The organism is Pseudoalteromonas sp. SR45-6, assembly GCF_014163545.1.
Classification (GTDB): domain Bacteria; phylum Pseudomonadota; class Gammaproteobacteria; order Enterobacterales; family Alteromonadaceae; genus Pseudoalteromonas; species Pseudoalteromonas rhizosphaerae.
Window position 1 is genome coordinate 18,649 of record NZ_JACJDM010000021.1, and the last position, 20,708, is coordinate 39,356.

19 protein-coding genes are annotated in these 20,708 nt (G+C 41.6%); 2 read left to right on the forward strand and 17 right to left on the reverse strand.

From position 1 onward, the window contains the following. Position 1: 1 nt before the first annotated feature. The 4 genes from H5158_RS10810 to H5158_RS10825 form a co-directional block, all read right to left on the reverse strand. On the reverse strand, positions 2–328 hold the full coding sequence (locus tag H5158_RS10810) for a hypothetical protein (protein WP_149982912.1): 327 nt from the start codon (positions 326–328) through the stop codon (positions 2–4). 181 nt (positions 329–509) lie between these two features. Then, positions 510–2,015: a sodium:alanine symporter family protein gene (locus H5158_RS10815; protein WP_182717936.1), complete on the reverse strand. Its 1,506-nt coding sequence runs from the start codon at positions 2,013–2,015 to the stop codon at positions 510–512. A 369-nt stretch (positions 2,016–2,384) separates the two neighbouring features. Then, complete coding sequence (locus H5158_RS10820; RefSeq protein WP_182740010.1) at positions 2,385–3,515, reverse strand: carboxypeptidase family protein; 1,131 nt, start codon at positions 3,513–3,515, stop codon at positions 2,385–2,387. A gap of 209 nt (positions 3,516–3,724) precedes the next feature. After that, positions 3,725–5,167 (reverse strand): glyceraldehyde-3-phosphate dehydrogenase, encoded by a 1,443-nt coding sequence (locus H5158_RS10825; RefSeq protein WP_145241596.1) that lies wholly within the window; start codon positions 5,165–5,167, stop codon positions 3,725–3,727. A 176-nt stretch (positions 5,168–5,343) separates the two neighbouring features. On the opposite strand from H5158_RS10825, the gene H5158_RS10830 reads away from it, so the two are divergent. Then, entirely contained in the window at positions 5,344–6,144 is an 801-nt protein-coding gene (locus tag H5158_RS10830; protein ID WP_182740011.1) for a DUF2989 domain-containing protein, read from the forward strand. 58 nt (positions 6,145–6,202) lie between these two features. Here the strand turns inward: H5158_RS10830 and ihfA are convergent, their stop codons facing one another. From ihfA to H5158_RS10855, 5 genes are all read right to left on the reverse strand, one after another. After that, a complete protein-coding gene (gene ihfA / locus H5158_RS10835) occupies positions 6,203–6,496 on the reverse strand; it encodes an integration host factor subunit alpha (RefSeq protein WP_016707763.1) in 294 nt (97 codons plus the stop codon). Between the two features lie 2 nt (positions 6,497–6,498). Continuing rightward, entirely contained in the window at positions 6,499–8,886 is a 2,388-nt protein-coding gene (gene pheT, locus H5158_RS10840; RefSeq protein WP_182740012.1) for a phenylalanine--tRNA ligase subunit beta, read from the reverse strand. A 15-nt stretch (positions 8,887–8,901) separates the two neighbouring features. After that, positions 8,902–9,882, reverse strand: a complete 981-nt coding sequence (gene pheS, locus H5158_RS10845) for a phenylalanine--tRNA ligase subunit alpha (RefSeq protein ID WP_145241591.1) — start codon at positions 9,880–9,882, stop codon at positions 8,902–8,904. 151 nt (positions 9,883–10,033) lie between these two features. Continuing rightward, complete coding sequence (hda, locus tag H5158_RS10850) at positions 10,034–10,744, reverse strand: DnaA inactivator Hda (protein ID WP_179959227.1); 711 nt, start codon at positions 10,742–10,744, stop codon at positions 10,034–10,036. After that, positions 10,744–11,799 carry a DUF2066 domain-containing protein gene (locus tag H5158_RS10855; protein ID WP_182717933.1) on the reverse strand — a complete coding sequence of 352 codons (1,056 nt, stop codon included), beginning with the start codon at positions 11,797–11,799 and terminating at the stop codon, positions 10,744–10,746. The genes hda and H5158_RS10855 overlap by 1 nt, the downstream gene beginning before the upstream one ends. Before the next feature lie 294 nt (positions 11,800–12,093). Between H5158_RS10855 and H5158_RS10860 the strand changes: the two genes are divergently transcribed. Then, a complete protein-coding gene (locus tag H5158_RS10860; RefSeq protein ID WP_182740013.1) occupies positions 12,094–12,711 on the forward strand; it encodes a LysE family translocator in 618 nt (205 codons plus the stop codon). Positions 12,712–12,803: 92 nt separating this feature from the next. Here H5158_RS10860 and H5158_RS10865 read toward each other — a convergent pair whose 3' ends face one another. The 8 genes from H5158_RS10865 to H5158_RS10895 form a co-directional block, all read right to left on the reverse strand. Continuing rightward, the gene (locus H5158_RS10865) at positions 12,804–14,705 is read right to left on the reverse strand and encodes an MFS transporter (protein WP_182740014.1); all 1,902 of its coding nucleotides are present in this window, start codon (positions 14,703–14,705) and stop codon (positions 12,804–12,806) included. A 170-nt stretch (positions 14,706–14,875) separates the two neighbouring features. Beyond that, a complete protein-coding gene (gene recR / locus H5158_RS10870; RefSeq protein WP_149982904.1) occupies positions 14,876–15,484 on the reverse strand; it encodes a recombination mediator RecR in 609 nt (202 codons plus the stop codon). Between the two features lie 8 nt (positions 15,485–15,492). Then, positions 15,493–15,819 (reverse strand): YbaB/EbfC family nucleoid-associated protein, encoded by a 327-nt coding sequence (locus H5158_RS10875; protein ID WP_149982903.1) that lies wholly within the window; start codon positions 15,817–15,819, stop codon positions 15,493–15,495. Positions 15,820–15,874: 55 nt separating this feature from the next. Beyond that, positions 15,875–18,241 carry a DNA polymerase III subunit gamma/tau gene (gene dnaX, locus H5158_RS10880; protein ID WP_182740015.1) on the reverse strand — a complete coding sequence of 789 codons (2,367 nt, stop codon included), beginning with the start codon at positions 18,239–18,241 and terminating at the stop codon, positions 15,875–15,877. A 3-nt stretch (positions 18,242–18,244) separates the two neighbouring features. Further along, on the reverse strand, positions 18,245–18,790 hold the full coding sequence (apt, locus tag H5158_RS10885; protein ID WP_149982901.1) for an adenine phosphoribosyltransferase: 546 nt from the start codon (positions 18,788–18,790) through the stop codon (positions 18,245–18,247). A gap of 137 nt (positions 18,791–18,927) precedes the next feature. Next, positions 18,928–19,050, reverse strand: coding sequence for a hypothetical protein (locus H5158_RS23355; RefSeq protein WP_257325665.1), 123 nt, complete (start codon positions 19,048–19,050; stop codon positions 18,928–18,930). 73 nt (positions 19,051–19,123) lie between these two features. After that, positions 19,124–19,873 carry a DUF2063 domain-containing protein gene (locus H5158_RS10890; RefSeq protein WP_182740016.1) on the reverse strand — a complete coding sequence of 250 codons (750 nt, stop codon included), beginning with the start codon at positions 19,871–19,873 and terminating at the stop codon, positions 19,124–19,126. A gap of 1 nt (position 19,874) precedes the next feature. Beyond that, positions 19,875–20,699, reverse strand: a complete 825-nt coding sequence (locus tag H5158_RS10895; protein ID WP_182740025.1) for a DUF692 domain-containing protein — start codon at positions 20,697–20,699, stop codon at positions 19,875–19,877. Positions 20,700–20,708: the final 9 nt, after the last annotated feature.

A 20,708-nucleotide genomic window follows, 5' to 3' on the forward strand; every position in this document is an offset into this window, starting at 1 on the left:
GTCATTTTTTCTTTTTTAAAGTCACTAAAATAACGCGGTTTATTAAATACCAAATACAACCGATTGCAATGGCTGCGGAGCATGCGTACCACGATGGAGTTTCAGGTTCTGGATGTAAAAAGTATAAACTAAAGAATCCACCTAAAAATATCAGTAAAGCAAAAAAAGAATGATTCATAAACATTTGTTGTTTTTGAATGCGTTTTTCGCGCGCTAGCTGTTGACGTTGTTCATCATCAAGCTGCGCTACATTATTCTCACAGTGAGGGCACTGTTGGTGTTTATCGGATATTGACTTATTACAACTAGGACAACGAACAATTGCCATATCTTTCTCCATACTTCGCATAAAAATCTACGCATAAAAAAGGCGCCTTGCGGCGCCCTTTATTGTACGTGTTTTATTTGTCGTTGTCTTTTTTCAATTGCAGCCAATAGCTGAGATCCGAAAAACAACGAGTATCTAATTTTTACAATAACCAAAACATCTCTGATTACACCACTCAATCCTATAACTGAGAGTCTTTTGATTGTTTTGCGAGACGCTTTTCCCAAAAAGTAGCGTTTTTGATCCCTAACTTAACAGGGTCAAATGTGATATCCCCGCCTTTTTTCTTCTGATCTTCGTAATCGCGCAAACATAATAGCGCAGGTCTAGCCACAAAGAATATTGATAAAATGCCCAATATATTTATCCAAGCCATTAAACCTACACCAATGTCACCAATACTCCAGATATAACCAGAGCTGTTTACCATGCCATATGACACCATAAACATAATCACAAATTTCACCATCACAAGCGGAATAGTACCTTTAAAATAACGATTTAAATATGCGATATTGGTTTCAGCAATATAATAATAAGCAAGTATTGTAGTAAAAGCGAAGAAGAACAATGCAATTCCAACAAATGCTTCACCAAAACCACCAAACACGCTGAATAAAGCCATTTGCGTGAAAGCAGCTGAACCAACTTCAGTTGCAGCATCAACGTTTTGTACAATAAATTGCCCTGCAGGTAATTCACCCACTACATTGTATTGCTGGGTAATTAAAATCATTAATGCTGTCGCAGTACAAACAAAAATAGTATCAACATAAACAGAAAAAGCTTGCACTAAACCTTGTTGGGCTGGGTGATCAACTTCAGCCGCTGCAGCTGCATGCGGTCCGGTACCTTGACCAGCTTCGTTAGAATAAATACCACGTTTTACACCCCAACCAATAGCGGCACCAAAACCGGCCTGTGCGGTAAACGCATCTGTTATGATTAAAGAGAAGATATCAGGTACTTTATCGATATTTAAAAATACCACGATTAAAGCTAATACTATGTAGCCTAACGCCATAAATGGCACCACAATTTGAGTAAAGTTAGCAATACGCTTAATACCACCGAAGATAATAAACGCTAAAACAATAAGAATAATTGCCAAAGCAACCAATTTAAAGCTACCAACCTCACCAAAACTCGTTGAGACCATAGTGCCATCACCAAACACTTGGGTAAACGCGTTGCCAACTGCATTGGCTTGCACGCCCGGCAGAAAAACACCACATGCAATAATTGCCGACACGGCAAATAAAATCGCCAGCCATTTTTGTTCTAAACAGCGATCAAAATAATATGCTGGGCCGCCGCGATATTGGCCATCTTCTTCTGTTTTATAAATTTGCCCTAATGTAGATTCGGCGTACGCGGTACTTGCCCCTAGAAAAGCCACTATCCACATCCAAAAAATAGCACCAGGGCCACCAAAGCCAATTGCTGCCGCTACACCGGCTATATTACCAACCCCTACTCGTCCAGATAACGACACAGCCAATGCTTGAAAAGATGAGATCCCTTTATCTGAGGTGTTAGGGCTAAATAGTAATTTGCACATTTCTTTAAAATGTCTAACTTGAGCAAATCGGGTTAATACAGAATAGAACAAGCCTGCGCCTAGGCATAAATAGATGAGTGCATTACTCCAAACAACATCATTAACAGCGCTTACAAAAGCTTCCATGGATATCCTCTATAGTTATATTTATTATTTTCTAGTTACGATACTCTGCTGTAGCTAATCAGAATGCGCGACATATGGCTATGGGAAATAAGGTAACAACATTACTACCTCCCCTGCAACTTTTTGAATATTAACTTAAACGATCTAAGTTTGTTAACACTTATTTTTCAAAACAACTACTTGTAAAACTTAATTAACCCTACGTGGTTTTATGCAGGTAACTTAAATATACGGCTCGAACAGAGCTTGGAAAAGATTTAAGTAACACATTAAACAAATATCATCGCTTTATTAGCGTCGCTAATGCCATTCATCGCGATTAAAAAAACTAAGGGCATCGATATGAATGATGCCCTTAGTACAAACGCGTTATCTTAATTTATCTACTACGTTAACAATCGCAGCCAAGGTGTCTTGGCCAAATTGATATGAACGGCGATCTGACCAGCCATAATCAGGATCTGGTAAACCATCGTTATCCTTAAATGGCATTTCAACCGTATAAGCAAGCGCTTTAAATTCTTCTGCAACAGCTGATGACCCCACCGTTAGATTGGCTTGACCTGGCTCATCTTTCGGGTAACCGTGGACATCTTGAAACTCAGGAGTCACTATGTGCAATGCCGCTTTAAAACTGTCTTCTAAGTCTTTTAAGCGTGCATCATAGCTTGGGATACCTTCACTACCGGCTACAAAGTTATATGGAATCGCTTCATCTCCGTGAATATCAAGGTGCATATCAACACCGGTCTCACGCATTTTATTTAGCACTAAATATACTTCTGGGCTATTTTCCATGCTGGGAGTTTGCCATTCACGATTTAAGTTAACTCCTTTTGCGTTAGTACGTAAATGCCCGCGAGCACTGCCATCAGGGTTCATGTTCGGTACGATGTAAAATACCGCTTTTGATAACAATGCTGCTGCATGTGGATCTTCATCATCTAATAACTTATGTAATACACCTTCAACAAACCATTCGGCCATCGTTTCGCCTGGATGTTGACGGGCTGTTATCCAAATAGTTTTCTTATTTTCATCACTTTCGCCACCAATGCGCAGTACGCTCATATCACGGCCATCAAGTGTTTCACCTAAGGTTTCAAGCTGACAGGCTTCTTGGCTTTGTGCCCATGTGATTAGATCTAAGTGACGCTCGTAGCTATATGGTGCAAAGTAAGCAAAATAAACACAGCCACATTCTGGCTCAATCTCAAATGATAACGTGCCATCAGCATAGTTTGAAGGAATACGAAACCAGGTTTGGCGATCATATGATGCAACTGCCTGATAACCTTCCCAGCCGTCAGGATAAGCTGAATTTTCAAGGTTATTGATATGTAATTTATGGCTTTGAAAAGGTGTTGTTTCTAAACGGAAATGGAACCACTGAAAAAAATCAGATAAATGATCTTTATTGATCTCAAGCTGAATATTAAGTGGATCGGTCGCGGCAATGACCTTGATATTGCCACTGTCAAAATTACTGGTGATTTTCATTTTATTAAACCTATATATGAAAAATTAATCGCTAACTCATCGCTTGTTAGTTAGAAATTAAATAACGCCTCACTATAATGGACGCATTGTTATTAAAATGTAGCAAACTGGATACAGCCTACCACATGGCTTGGGTTTTGAAAAAACATTCATGACTAAAAAAGCCAGCGAATGCTGGCTTTTTGTAAAGATTTTTAAGCTATTACCAATTAACGTGGCAAGCTTGGGAATGAAACCTCGGCCATATCGCGCATACAACGCACAACTTGGCAGCTGTAACCAAACTCATTATCGTACCAAACATAAAGTACAATACGGTTGTCATCAACGATAGTGGCGGTTGAATCAACCACACCCGCATAACGACTGCCGACTAAATCGGTAGACACAATCTCAGTAGAGGCCGTGTAATCAATTTGGTCGCGTAACTCTGAATGCAGAGCAGCATGGCGTAAGAACGAGTTTAACTCCTCAACCGTGGTGCTGGTCGCAAGGTTTAAGTTCAAAATAGCCAGAGACACATTCGGTGTAGGTACACGGATTGCGTTACCCGTTAATTTGCCTTCAAGTTCTGGTAATGCTTTTGAAACAGCTTTAGCTGCGCCAGTCTCAGTGATCACCATATTAAGTGCTGCGGCACGGCCACGACGATCTGCTTTGTGGTAGTTATCAATCAAATTTTGGTCATTAGTGTACGAGTGAACTGTTTCAACGTGACCATTGTTAATACCAAACTTATCATTAAGTGCTTTTAATGTTGGTGTGATTGCGTTGGTAGTACAGCTTGCTGCACAAACAATTTTATCTTCCGGTTTGATATCGTGGTTATTAACACCATATACGATGTTTTTGATATTGCCTTTCGCCGGTGCTGTTAATAGTACTTTTGCAGCGCCTTTTGATTTTAAATGTAAGCCAAGGCCAGCTTCGTCTTTCCAGATCCCCGTATTATCGACGATCAATGCGTTTTCAATACCATATGCTGTGTAGTCAATTTCATCTGGAGAGTTAGCATAGATCACCTGAATGTAGCTACCATTGGCTTTTATTGCATTACGTTCTTTATCAATGGTGATTGAACCATTGAAAGGACCATGAATTGAATCACGACGTAATAGGCTAGCACGCTTTTCAAGGTCGCCGTCTTTACCACCACGAACAACGATTGCACGTAAGCGTAAATCCGCATAAGGACCTGATTTTTCAATTAACAAACGCGCTAGTAAACGACCGATACGACCAAAACCATATAACACCACATCGCGTGGCTCTTTGGCTTGTGAGTTTACAATTTCAGCTAACTCGTCGTTTAAATATTCTTCGATAGAACGACCATTTGCAACATCGTTAAATAAATAACCATAAGCCAGTTTACCAATATCGATACGGGCAGAGTTTAAATCCATTTTGCTAATAGCTTCTAAAAACGGAAAGCTTTCGCGTAAACGTAGTTTAGTACCTTCAAACTGTGCCACTGTTTTGTGAGATTTGATGATATCAATTGTACTGGCATTGACGAGAGGACGGCCATATACCGCGATTTCAATACCACGATTACGATAAAGCTTACCAATGATAGGTTGCATACTTTCTGCGTAATCTTGGCGTTCTTGCCAACTATTTGTGTATTCTAACTCGTGAGATGAGGTCATTTTATTTACCTAATTAAACAATTTTTGAACGGATAGCCATAAGACGTATTGAATTTTGAGAGCAACACGCCTCAGTGGGCTTCGCTATTCTAATTTAAACTAACTTTATTCTCCACTGTTAGAGATCAATTCATTACGCTAGAATAACAAGGTAATTATTAAGGTGAGGTTAAGGGATGTTACTAAGAGCAAGTGTTTTACTGAGTTTGTTGGCATTAACTGGGTGTGAAGAACCGTTGACACTTGCAAAGGTGTGTAAAGAAACCCCAGGTTTATGTAATGATTTAAATACCGATAGTCACTGTAAAGCACAGCGTGCTGATGTGATCATGGCGCGTTACCATGAATACAAACAACCGACTGACGATAACAAATATTTATTATTAAAGGGTTTTGAAAAATACGATAGATGCGTATCGCTGGCGGCAAAAATTGAGCATATCAAGTTAAAAGAAAAAACCACCTCACGCGTTGAAGCGCATTTAACCAGTATCAAGGAAATGACACGGTTATTTCAAGATACCAAAAATACTAACCACCCTGGGTTGTTGTATTATCACTGGTCACGCAATAATGACCAATCAGCCCTGACTAAATTACTTGCGCTTGAAAAGGATCCTAGTGTCACTGAGGACGCTGAAATCCAGTTTTTCTTAGCCAGCTACTATATTAAGTTTGATGAAGATAAGACCATAGACTTACTGTATAAAACGTTAGAGCTAAACAAAGCTGAGCAAACTCCAAACCCCGAAATATTCACCACATTGACCAGTTTGTTTTATAAGCAGGAAAAATATAAGCATGCCTATACTTTTGCAAAAATTGCGCAGCTTTCTGGGATAACCAATGTTGAAATATTCCCAATTGAACAACAGCTAACAGCAACAGGAAAAAGTCTCAGCGGATTAGATACCCTCGCACAGCAAACCTACGACAGTATTCAAGCTGGGCAGTTTGTTTCACCACGGGATTTTTAATCGCGTTCAAACTTAGTTTATAGAAAAGAAAAAGGCAGCTGACGCTGCCTTTTTTAATTTATTTGCTCGTACCAACTTCAACACGAGTTTTGAGCTTTTGACCAGGTCGAAAGGTGACGACGCGTCGTGCCGAAATAGGGATATCTTCCCCAGTTTTCGGGTTACGGCCAGGCCTTTCTTTCTTGTCACGAAGATCAAAGTTACCAAATCCAGAGAGCTTAACCTGCTCGCCTTTTTCAAGCGCTGAGCGGATTTCTTCAAAAAACGCTTCAACTAAATCTTTGGCATCCTTTTTATTGATCCCCAATTTTTCAAATAGGTGTTCAGCTATGTCGGCTTTAGTAAGCGCCATATCTAGTCCCTCAACGATGCATTAAACTGTTCAGCCAGTGCGGCCACCACGTTATCAACTACTAGATTGATATCTTTCTCTTCGAGTGTTCTATCAACCGCTTGCAGTGTTAGAGCAATCGCCAAACTCTTATAATTTGGCTCAATACCTTTGCCCTTATACACATCGAATAAGTTTAGGTCAACCAATTGATTTCCGCCAACTTTTTCTATCACTGATAAAATGTCGCCAGATTTCACCTGATCTTCCACTAAAATAGCGATGTCGCGGCGGTTTGAAGGGAACTTCGAAACCCCTACAGCCTCTGGTAAATTTCTTTTTTCAATGGCTGTCATTTCAATTTCAAACACGTAAGTCGCATTATTGATATCTAACGATTTTTGTACTTGAGGATGAATAGCACCAAAGAAACCGACCTTTTTACCTTCAACATAAATCACCGCAGATTGGCCCGGATGTAAGCCATCTGATTGCTCTGCTTTGATTTCAAAACGCGTTATATCATTGGTTAATGAAAGTAATGCTTCAACGTCACCTTTTAAGTCATAAAAATCAACGGTGCGCTTTTCTTCAACCCAATGTTCACCATGTGCCAGACCAGTAATAGCACCACCGATAACTGCAACTTGGTTTACGCCATTCTCTGCGTTTTCATCACGTAGAAATTTAAGGCCATGCTCAAATAAACGAATACGTGGCTGCTGGCGGTTTTGGTTATACATTACTGATGCAAGTAAACCTGGCATAAGGCTCACACGCATTGCCGACATTTCAATCGAAATTGGATGTGGCAAAATAAGCGCGTCACTGTCTGGGTGTAAAATAGCCTGTGCTTTAGGATCAACAAAGCTGTAAGTGATCGCTTCTTGATAACCACGAGTCACTAACGTATTGCGAAATTTGCTCACTGCAATATTGGCTTCGTTATGAGTGGTCATTTTTAATTTAGCAGTCGGAGCTACGTTTGGAATACTGTTGTAACCATATACGCGAGCAACTTCTTCAATTAGATCTTCTTCGATACGAATATCAAAACGGTAGCTTGGTACATCTGCACTCCACACACCATCGACAATTTTCACATCAAGCCCTAAACGGGTTAAAATGTCGGTTACTTTCGCATCTTCAATATGATGACCAATAACACGGTCTAAACGCGCACGACGAAGACGCACTTCAGTGACCTTAGGAAGCTTATCTTTTGCAACAGCTTCAACTACAGGGCCTGCTTGACCGCCTACAATCTCAAGTAACAACGCAGTTGCACGTTCTATTGCATCATGTTGCAGCGCAAAATCCACACCACGTTCATAACGATGCGATGCATCTGTGTGTAAACCATAGCTACGGGCTTGCCCTGCGATAGCAACTGGATTAAAAAACGCACTTTCTAATAGAATATCCGTTGTTTGCTCGGTAACGCCTGATTGCTCACCGCCAAAGATACCGGCAATCGCCAGCGCTTTGTTATGGTCGGCTATTACTAAGGTAGATTCATTCAACTTAGCAGTATTACCATCTAGTAATACCAGCTCTTCACCAGCATGGGCGCTACGTACTTTGATACCGCCTTCAATCGCATTTAAATCAAAAGCATGCATTGGATGGCCAAGTTCAAGTAACACATAGTTAGTTACATCAACCACAGGGTCAATTGCGCGCACGCCACTACGACGAAGCTTCTCAACCATCCAAAGTGGTGTTGTGGCGTCAAGGTTGATGCCTTTGATCACACGCCCTAAATAACGTGGGCAGGCTTCATCGTTTACTAGTTCAATTGATACTTTATCATCAATAGTTGCTGCAACCGCTGGTATCTCTAGGGCTTTAACATCAATACTGTTAAGTACGCCCACTTCACGAGCGATGCCTTTAATACCTAAACAGTCACCACGATTCGGGGTTAAATCAACATCAATAATGTTGTCATCAAGGCTTAAGTATTCACGTAAGTCTGTGCCCACTGGTGCATCAAGTGGCAACTCCATGATACCGTCGCCTTCTTCGCTAATACCCAGCTCCACGAATGCACACAGCATGCCGTGAGACGGTTGACCACGTAGTTTGGCTTTTTTAATTTTAAAATCGCCCGGTAATACAGCGCCAACCATAGCTACTGCGACTTTGATACCTAAACGGCAATTTGGCGCACCACATACAATACCTAATAGCTCATCGCCACCGACATTGATTTTAGTTACACGTAGTTTATCTGCATCAGGATGCTGACCACATTCAACTACTTCACCGACAACAACGCCAGAGAATTCTGCCGCAGCGGGCTCTACGCCATCTACCTCAAGGCCGGCCATCGATAACTGTTCCGAAAGAGCCTGCGTGTCAATTGCAGGATTAACCCACTCTCTTAACCACTTTTCACTAAATTTCATGTTATTTCTTCACTCTTAACGGAACTGATTAAGGAATTTCAAATCGTTTTCGAAAAACGCACGTAAGTCATTTACACCATAACGCAGCATGGTTAAACGCTCTACACCCATACCAAAAGCAAAACCAGTGTATTTTTCTGGATCAATTCCCACTGATTTAAGCACGTTAGGGTGCACCATTCCGCAACCTAATACTTCTAACCATTTTCCGTCTTTACCCATCACATCAACTTCCGCTGAAGGCTCTGTAAATGGGAAAAATGAAGGACGGAAACGAATTTCCATATCTTCTTCAAAAAAGTTACGCAAGAAATCGTGCAAAATACCTTTAAGCTCAGTAAAGCTTACATCAGTATCAACCATCAACCCTTCAACCTGATGGAACATCGGCGTATGTGTTTGGTCGTAATCGTTACGGTATACACGCCCTGGAGAAATAATACGCAGCGGCGGTTGCTCAGCTTCCATGGTGCGAATTTGCACACCACTGGTTTGCGTACGCAACACCAGTTTTGGATTAAAGTAAAAGGTATCGTGATCAGCACGCGCTGGGTGATGCTCAGGAATATTTAGCGCGTCGAAGTTATGAAAATCATCTTCTACTTCTGGGCCAGATTTAACCGCAAAACCTAATTCGCCAAAAAAGCTCTCAATCCGCTCAATGGTACGCGTCACTGGGTGTAAACCACCTGTTGGCATAACACGACCGGGTAATGTTACATCGATTGTTTCAGCGGCTAATTTCTCTTCAAGGGCTTTGCTTGCTAATAATTCGCGCTTGTCGTTAATCGCAACTTGTACATCTTGCTTAGCTTGGTTAATTACTTGGCCTGCTTCTTTGCGTTCTTCAGGGGCAATTTTACCAAGGGTTTTTAATAGATTCGTGATTTCGCCTTTTTTACCAAGGTAGTTAACCCTGATATCTTCAAGCTGCGCGATTTCACTGGCACTGGCGACCGCCTCAAGTGCTTGCGCTAATATATTTTCTAAGTTCATTCGATACCTGATCTGTCACAGAAGGTGATTTAAGTAATAGCTAATGATAACTGAAAGCAATGGCTAGATTCCAGACCTTATACCAATCTTATTGAATTCTTTCCCATTCTGGTTAAGTAAAATGGGAACTTAAGCTATGTTGTAAAAGAATTTAGAGTTTTAGAGTGGATTTTATGAAAGGAATTGTCAATTTACGTTGTGCAGCCATCGATGCATGGTCAAGTTTATCAAGCACATCAAGTAGCGCACGCATATCACGACTCAAACGCGTTAATAAAAAGCGCGCACATTCATCACTGAGCTCTAAGCCGCGCATATTGGCACGCTTTACTAAGGCTTCGGCTTTGTCATCATCACTCATAGAACGGATTTGAAATGTCGTACCCCATTTTAATCGTGACTCAAGATCCGGCAGGCTAATATTTAGCATGTCTGGTAACAGATCCGCTGTCACTACCAAGCACTTACCCGGTTCGTTAAAACGATTAAAAAAATTAAACAACGCTTTTTCCCACGCATCGTTACCTGCTACTAAGTGCACGTCATCAATACACAGCACATCAAGGGCATCTAAGCCATCGAGCACCATAGGACCGAAATCAATCACTTCGCGCATTGATAGCAGCATAGTTGATAAACCATGCTCTTGAGCATGAATACAGGTTGCATACAGTAAATGCGATTTACCTGAATCCCCTAAACCACACAAATAAGTATATTGAAAAGTGGTTGCTAAACTTTTAAAGGCATTTTTTAAATGACTCACTTCCAGTGAATTTTCACCACCAAAATAAGAGGCAAACGTTTCATCATCCGGTAACGTCACCGGCAATGCCATTTGCACCGGCTCCATTGCCGGCATTACAAACCAACCCATTGATATTCTAAATCGTCTTGCGCTGTCACAGGATAAAACGCACGAGGGTCAACAAAGGGTTGAAAAGCGCGGTCGAGCTCTAAGGCTTTTTGTAAATCATGCATACTGCCAGTATGATTTATCGCAAAACTAACCATATCAGCGGTACGAGAACGAATTGTCACTTGGGTAACCACGCTTAAGCTCTGTAGCTGACGTTTAGCAAGCTCTATATCGACAAAGTTAGTGGTGCCTTTTAATTTAAACACCGCTTGGGCAAGCTGCGTTGTAGAATTTGGATCAACCGCATATTCATTGGCTAAGCCTGCCGCTAAACTGTCAATCATTAAGGCTATGGCTTGTTGTTTATCACCGGTTACTCTGTTTGCTTCAAACAGCTCATCGTTAGTAAAACGCCAATCCAACAGCCAAACCTCACTGTCAGGTTGTTTGTATAAACGCGCGGTAATACTGCGCTCTGCACTATAGCGGCTTGATGCCTGCTCGACTGGCGTAGAGAAATTTCCCCACACTTCAGGTATTCCCACTAATGCACGGTCTTGTAAATCAAGTAATGGCACCACGACAGGCAAACCACGTCGCGCTGCGGTGCTATAAATTAGTTGCTCTAACTGCGGATAGCTTTCTTGGGTAACAAGTTCGCGACGCCAGTTATCTTCAATGGCAAGCCAAATAGCCACCAGCGGACGACGCGTCCCCCACAATGGTAAATTAAGTTCTTTGACGAGTGCGTTGATTTTGTTTGCTTCAAATTTAACCACGAGGTTAAGCTGACCATTGGCTTTTTCGTCGTATTCAAATTTGAGCATGTAATCTGATATATCTTTACTACGTCGCTGAGCCGTTGGGTTTTTGTCAGCATTTGGATCGCCACTGACCTTAACCAGTACATTTAGCAACGCTTCGCGGCTGGCGCTGAGTCGAGCATCGCGAGATTTGTCAGATACTTTTAATACGTCCTGATATAGATCAGTAACTTCAACCGCAGTTGCAGTGAAACTTAGGAAAATGGTGGTAATAGCAATAAATAATCTAGACACAGGGCATTAGTTCTTGGTTTTAAACTGATTTGATCCTAATTCAAAGCACCCAACAAAGCAAAAATATATTTGTTAAAACCCACTTACAAATAAGTGTTTGTAATCAATACACAGAAGATCACAGCGGCATCCTCTATAAGGATCGCAATTAGCTTACGAATAAGTGATAAACCGGAGCTTTATCGCGGGTGCTAACAATCTCATAATTGCGCTTAACTATCCCAAATTGGTTTCTAACGCTTTCGAAAACCATTACTATTGCGCATTCTATTGCAGCAACTAACGGATGCTTACATGCTCGACTTCGCAGTGCTGGGGGTATTTATACCCACCTTCTTTTTTGTCTCTATTACACCTGGGATGTGTATGACTTTAGCCATGACCTTAGGAATGAGTATTGGCGTGCGCAGAACTATGTGGATGATGATTGGCGAATTACTTGGCGTTGCTATTGTGGCTGTTGCAGCAGTCGCAGGGGTGGCAAGTATTATGCTCAACTACCCGACACTATTTAACGTATTAAAATGGCTCGGTGCAGGTTATTTAGTCTACATTGGCATTTCAATGTGGCGAGCAAAAGCAACCATCAAATTAGGCGCAGACAGTAAATTAAAAGTATCTCGCCAAGCACTATTCTCACAAGGCTTTATCACCGCGATTGCCAACCCTAAAGGCTGGGCGTTTATGATTTCCCTGCTACCCCCATTTATAAATATTGACTACGCGATTGCGCCACAATTGAGTATGTTAGTCGCCATCATTATGCTCAGCGAGTTCACTTGCATGATGCTCTATGCCACTGGCGGTAAAAGTTTACGGCTGTTTTTAAACCAAGGTGACAATATCAAGTGGATGAACCGCATCGCTGGTAGTTTGATGGTCGCGGTTGGTATTTGGTTAGCAGTTAGTTAGCGGCCAACTAAGCACACGACTCACGCGCAATATTCACGACTGAATATTGCGCGCTAAATTTACATCTCTGTTACATCAGCGTTTAATCGCTATTAAACAGCACCTTTTTCATACTGCTCTTTTAAGGCAATCACTCGCTCACGCAATTCATCTGCAGTGACTGCATTGGCAGCAATAGGCTCGCCAACAGTCACAGCGACCAGCGACCATTTCAGTCGTGGAAGTCGCCATTTTGCTTTACGACTAAACATGCTGCCCCATAACCCGCCTAGATGAACAGGTATAACGGCCACCGGTGAACGCTGTATAATACGTTCAATACCACGGCGGAAAATATCAATCGAACCATCGCCAGTTAGCCTCCCTTCAGGGAAAATACCCACTAACTCACCGTTATCTAATGCTTTAGCAACCTCATCAAATGCTTCTTGAAACGCCTGCGGATTAGATTTTTCACTGTCAATTGGGATAGCTTTGGCCATTTTAAATAACCAATGCAACGCGGGAGAATAATAAATGGGGGCAAATACCATAAATCGAATAGGCCTTGGTGATGCCGCTAAAATAAACATCCAATCAACAAAGCTGACGTGATTACTCACCAATACTGCTGCGCCTTCACTAGGAATATTATGATCCCCTTTGGTACGCACTCGATACATACAAATGGTCAATAAATAAACAGCAAAGCGTAAGAAGAACTCTGGCACCTTGGTATAAATATACACAGAGATCAGTAAATTCAATCCTGCCAGTAACAAGAATAACTGTGGGATCGTCCATGCAAATATAGATAGCGTTACAATACTTAACACCGCACTGGCGACCATAAACAACGCATTTAACACATTATTAGCGGCGATGATGCGTGAACGGCTTGATTCGACGGTGCGTTGTTGGATCAAAGCGTACAATGGCACAGTATAAAAACCAGAGGCAATGCCAATGCCGGCCATCCAAATAAAATGCCAATACATGTCACCAGTATGCAGTATTTGTGAAAGTGTAAATAATTCTTCGCTTGGTAGCTGGTAAAAGCTCATTGCAGGCTCTTGGCTCAGTAAGTACAAAAATAATGTGATCAACAACGCGCCAAATGGCACAATACCTAATTCTATCCGCGAGCGAGACAACTTTTCACACAACAGCGAGCCTATTGCGATGCTCAATGAAAACACCACCAAAGCGCTGGTGACGACCAGCTCATCGCCAACCATGACATATTTCACATAATTTGGTAGCGCCGTTAAAATAATCGCCCCTATAAACCAAAACCAGCTGATACCAAGTACCGACTTTCCAACCGACTCAGTTTGTGAATTAAGTACCCTAAATAGGCTTTTGGTGGAGGAGAAAATATTAAAAGTAAACACTAAATTAGGATCATTCGCGGCACTGATTGGAATAGAGCGACTACTCAAATAACCAATAATCGCCAGGCTTATAATTGCCACACAGATGACCGTTGGCCCCACTGTTTGGGTAATGTAATACGTGCCAAACGTTGTGCCAATCAATATAGCCACAAATGTCGCAGATTCAACAAGGCCATTGGCTTTGGTTAATTCATCGGCTGCCACGTGCTGCGGTAAAATGGAATATTTTAGCGGGCCAAAAAAGGTACTTTGTAACCCTGTTAAGAATACCGTGGTTAACATCAACCAAACAGATTGCGTTGAAATGGCCACAGCGCCTACTAGCATAATCGGAATTTCGGCAAGTTTTACGGTGCGGATTAATTTTGACTTTTCCTTTTTTTCAGCAATTTGTCCCGCCATCCCTGAAAATAAAAAGAACGGTAGAATAAATAAGCCTGCCGCTAAGTTAGCATAAAAAGCGCCATCGGCAACATTTGCCGTTTGAAAAATCAATAACAGTAGCACCGCTTGTTTATAAATATTATCATTTAACGCAGAGAAAAACTGGGTGACAAAAAGCGGTAGAAAGCGCTTACTCTTTAGTAAAGCACGCTGATGTTTTTTATTATCTTGCATTGTGATCCTTACAAATTAACCAAACTGGTGAAAAAAAGACTCCAGCTACTAAAAATAGATTACCCAGTTATTGGATAAATTACGATCAAACTTTTACCGCCAAGGTATAAAAACAAAAAACCTGCATAACAGACGTTAATGCAGGTTTTAAATTAATGCGCTTCTAAGAGCTAATTTTGACTAACCACTCGTCGGCCACTAAATGCATGCATTAATGTCATGCCATCGAGCAAATCAAGTTCGCCACCGACCGGAATACCATGGGCTATCCGCGATGCATCAACTTTATAGCGGTGACAAAGCTGGGCAATATAATGCGCTGTAGTTTCCCCCTCAACGGTAGGGTTGGTCGCTAATATAACCTCGTTTATCCCACCTTGTTGCAACTTACTTTCAAGAATATCAAGGCCAATTTCATTTGGACCAATACCATCGATAGGTGATAAATGTCCCATCAATACAAAGTACAAACCTTTATACTGGCCAGTTTGTTCAATCGCCAACACATCGGTAGGTGATTCAACCACACATAAAATTCCGCTATCTTGGCGTTTGGGGCTTAAACAGATTTCACACTGCGGCTGCTCTGCAAAAGTACGACACGATTGACAGTGTCCTATTGCAGTCATCGCCTTGATAAGTGCATTACCAAGTTGAGTGCCCCCTTTACGGTCGCGCTCAAGCAGATGAAACGCGATGCGCTGCGCTGACTTTGGGCCTATGCCCGGCTGACAGCGTAGTGCTTCGATCAGCTGGTTTAAACTCTCTGAAAGTTGCATGTTTTATCTTAAAACGGCATTTTCATACCTGGTGGTAATTGCATACCGCCAGTTACTTTACCCATACGCTCTTGTGTTTCTTCTGCTACACGGCGTACTGCGTCATTACACGCAGCGGCAAGTAAGTCTTCAATAAGGTCTTTTTCGTCTTCCATCAAACTTTCGTCAAGTTCAACACGGCGAACATTGTGGTTACCAAGCATGGTTACTTTAACTAAACCGGCACCGGCTTCACCAACCACTTCTAAGTGAGCAATTTCGTCTTGGGCTTTTTGCATGCGCTCTTGCATTTGCTGCGCTTGCTTCATCATGTTACCCATTCCACCTTTAAACATAACTTTCTCTCTTTCTATTTCTAATTGCCATGAAGATAAGGGCTATTGCAATGAATTACAATGCCTGAATACTGTTTTCATCGATAATTGCAGAAAATAGCTGCTGTAACTGTACGATATTTTCATCACCGTTGATCACATCGATTGCTTGCTGATGGCGCCCTGCATCGATCTTTTGCTGAATTAAGTAAGGCGAATCTATCACCCCAGGGGCAAAATTGATTGTCAGCTCAACATTATGCCCGTAAATACTGGCCAGCGCTGCACTAAGCTTTTGCCTTAACATCGGGGTATCGAGATGTTTTTGCGATTCATCCACTTCTAAGTGCAGCTGTTGTTGTTGCTTTGAATAAATTGAATGCAAAGCAAATTGACGCATCCGCCCGCCAAGTCCCATCCGCTTAATTAAGTATGCCCACTCATCTTGTTGATGTGCAAAACGAATATCGCTGATCGGGCTATGAAAATCATCCGGTATTTGAATGTTTATTTCAGGCTCAGGTGCAGCAACTACTTTTTGTGGATTAATTTGCTCTAGCAATTCCGGTGCTAAATTCTCAGTAATAGTCTGATGTTTTTCTTTAAAGTCAGGTTTCACACGCTTATTTGGGGCGATATTCGGCGTGTAACCATCAGTCTCAGGCTGACTACTTGCCCCCGTTATCTGGGGCTGTGACTTTTTTACCGCAGTACCGCGCTCAACCGCAGCTGGTTTATTCGTTGATGGCGCCACAGGTGTTTTACCACCAGAGAGCGTACCTGCACCAGAAATATTTCTATCTCGTAAAATACGTGCAATTGCGGACTGCGCTTGTGCTTCTTTTTGGCTAATATCTGTGGTATCTGAATAGTCAGAGAATGAGCTGTTATTTTGTGCTGGAGCGGTTTGCTCTACGCTATATTGATGCTCAGGCAAAGATTGTCCTGGCGCATGCTCAAAGCCACTATGAAAGCCCTGCTCCACTGCGTTATTCATTACCTCATCATATTGGGATACTAATTGTTGCTCAAGCTCAGCATCTGAATCATGCTCATTACCATGCGCGGCTTCGTGCATAATTCCCGAATTTGTATGTGGTGCAGTGGTAACAGTTGGCTGCGTATCGACATGTGCTGTTTGCTCACCGGTTACAGATTGTTCAGTTGTTGCAACGACTTGTTCAGGCGCACTCTCGGTCGCTTGTACCGGTGCAGCTTGAGGCAATGATACTTGGTTATCAACAGGCTGTGGTGTTGCAGGCTTATTTTTATTGAGAATATCTCTCAATGCTGCTGAGCGAGACCGGTTGTTATCGGCCGCTGGTGCCTGCGCCGCAGTACTTGCAAGAATTTGGCTATCAACTGGTTGAAATGCCAGTAAACGCAGCATAACCATTTCAAAACCTAAACGAGGCTCTGGCGCCCATTGTAAGTCTTTTTTGCCATTAAGCAGTAATTGATAATAAATTTGGATTTGTTGTGAATCGCAGCTCTTTGCTACTTCATTAATAAACTCGCGATTATATTCATCTAACTTGGCGGCATCGGGCACTAATTGGGTTAATTGTGCTAAATGTGTAAGGCCAATTAGATCATCTAACAAAGCAATATAATTTGGGTTTTGGGTGGCAACTTGCTCGATTTGCGCCATCAATGCATGGCCGTCTTGGGCTAATAATGCAACCAGCAAATGCTGGCTATAATGGTTGTCCATCAACCCTAGCATTGCTTGCACCGCTTGATGCTTAATATCACCATTCGTTTGAGCAATCGCTTGATCAGTTAAACTCAATGCATCACGCATACTGCCATCAGCAGCTTTGGCGATAATTTGCAGGGCTTGAGTTTCAAAACTTAATTTTTCTTCGCCTAACACATATTCAAGTTGTTGGAGTATTTCAGGTTGCGATAACGCATTAAGATTAAACTGCAAACAACGCGATAAAATGGTGACAGGCAGTTTCTGTGGATCCGTCGTCGCTAATAAAAACTTAACGTGCTCAGGCGGCTCTTCCAAGGTTTTTAATAATGCATTAAAACTATGCTTTGAAAGCATGTGTACTTCATCGATCAGGTACACTTTGTAGCGACCGCGAGTTGGCGCGTACTGCACGTTATCCAATATCTCACGGGTATCTTCAACTTTAGTGCGCGATGCGGCATCTATCTCAAGTAAGTCAATATAACGACCAGTTTCGATATCTATACAGCTGCTACACTTGCCACAAGGTTGCGCCGAAATGCCTTCATCACAATTTAAGCTTTTTGCAAAAATACGTGCGATGGTGGTTTTACCCACCCCGCGAGTCCCAGTGAACAAATAAGCGTGATGCAGTCTGTTTTGTGTTAAAGCATTAATAAGCGCTTGTTTCACATGGGACTGACCGACCAATTCATGAAAGGTCTGTGGACGCCATTTTCTCGCTAGGACTTGATAACTCATTAATTATTCGCCTTCGAATTCAACCAATTTCAGGATTTTAATCCCCATTTTTGCAATGCGTTGCTCGCCACCTAGTTCTGGTAAAGAGACTACAAATGCTGCATCTGTCGCATGACCACCCAACTTATTGACTAATTTAGCGGTCGCTTCAATGGTACCGCCGGTTGCCAACAAGTCATCTACTAAAAGCACTTTGTCACCTGGGACAATGGCATCTGTATGCAGCTCTAATACATCTTCACCATATTCTAGCTGGTAATCTTGAGAGATCACTGCACGTGGCAGTTTACCCGGTTTACGCACTGGAATAAAAGGAATACCTAATGCATATGAAAGCGGTGCACCGAAGATAAAACCACGTGATTCAGTACCTATAATCTTGGTAAAACCTTGATCTTTATAAGCTGAAATAAATGCATTAATTGTTGCTTGAAATGCAGCGGGATTAGCCATTAGCGTAGTTACATCACGGAACATAATGCCTGCTTTAGGGTAATCTGCAATAGTAGTTATGCTATCTTTAATGATAGATGGAGTTACTTGAGTCATAATTTAAACTGTTTTATCTGTAATATTACAAAGCAGACAATTATAACATCACAAAAATGAGTTGTCGGTAAGAAGTTAAATAATTAAGTAATAAGACTGCACTATATACAGCCTTATTATAATTTAGCAGTGCTAAATTAAGAGACTGTGGTGATCCAGCCTAGGATTGCATTTAAACAGCCAATTCCTGCAAACACAGCTAAGAATGCAAGAAAATACATTGCATTAAACGGATCTTTAAAATCTTTATCTTCTGACATAGGTACTACCTTTTATTAAGCGCGACGAATTAAGGCGCACATAATAGACGATGTAAAATAATCAATAAAGACTTTAAGGGTGATTTTTTGTCACGATAACGCCACGCTCCGCCATTGCATGTAATGTTGCTGTAGCACCTTGCACAAGCTGTTCTGTAGTAAATTGCGGCGCTTGTAAAGCAACTTGCTCCACCAACGAAGCTAATTTGATACTCGGTGTTGTATCTATAATCGCCAGTAATAATGCGGTCATTGCATTGGTAGCAAGAAATTGTACTTCGTCGTCGGTATCGCGATACACCACAAAATAATGAGGCTGTTCACTAGGCTGCTGTGGTTGAAAATCAACACTAATATGCTGTACAGCAAACTGATAACTTAAATTTCGCGCGCAACTACTCATATAAAGAGGCACATTACTCAGCGGTGCATTAATGATGCAATCAGTTGGATCCGCATGCGCAACCGAGACATCAAGCTCAATCCATTCATAATGAGCAAGCTCAAGCATAAAGGGGGGATCAATTTCTTGCAATTGGTAATCACTACTTAAATACGCAATAAACTCACCAGCAATATCCAAAAAATAAGGTGATTGACAATCGTGTTCAGCAAAAAATTGGCGAACTAATCTTAACCAATTGTTATCGCTGTAGAGTGTTTTCAGAACCGGAAATGCTGAGGAAATAAAGCCATTGATATTATTGAAAAATAAATCACGGTAGATCGCCATACGACGTTCTTCAATGTCATCGGGCTTTGGTTGTGTATCTGGCGCTCGAATATGCGCCATAAACGCTTGTTGGGTTTCAATAAAATTCATATCAGGCACTTTCTTTTCGCTGTATTATTGCGTGCTTGGCTTGTAGTTGATGAATTATATCCAGCTCTTTGGTAAGCTCAGCGATAGCTGGAATATTAAAATCACGTTCCAATAAAGTCGCAAACACCCCATGATGTTGATAAGCACGGTCAAGTAATTGCCAAACAGGGTCAATCACGTCAGCACCGTGAGTATCAATAAGTAAATCATCCGCCTCGTTGAAATGCCCTGCGACATGACCATACGCTATACGTTGCGATGGCAAGCTAGCTAAAAAATGCTCTGCATCATAACCATGATTTATCGAATTCACATAAATATTATTTACATCGAGTAATAACTTACAATCAGCTTGCTGTAATATTTCAGTGGTAAATTCTAACTCGCTCATTTGCTGACCAGGTGCGGCATAATAAGACACATTTTCGATAGCTATTTGCTGTTCGAGAATATCTTGCACCTGTTTTATCCGCCCAACAACATGGGCAATCGCAGCTTCAGTAAATGGGATCGGCATCAGATCATACATGTGGCCGTTGCCGGAACAATAACTAAGGTGCTCACTAAAAAGCTTAACGTTATGTGCTTTGAAAAAGACTTTTAAGGATTTAACAAATTCAATATCTAACGGTTCAGGTGAGCCGATCGACAATGACAAGCCATGACAGACAAAATTACTTGTATCGGTCAGTGACTTAAACTGCTTAGCAAAGCGACCACCGAGTTTTAACCAGTTCTCAGGCGCCACTTCCATAAAATCAATTTGCTTTGGTATCTGCGTCAATAATTCATCGAGCATTTCTCTGCGCAGCCCAAGCCCTACCATGCCAAATTC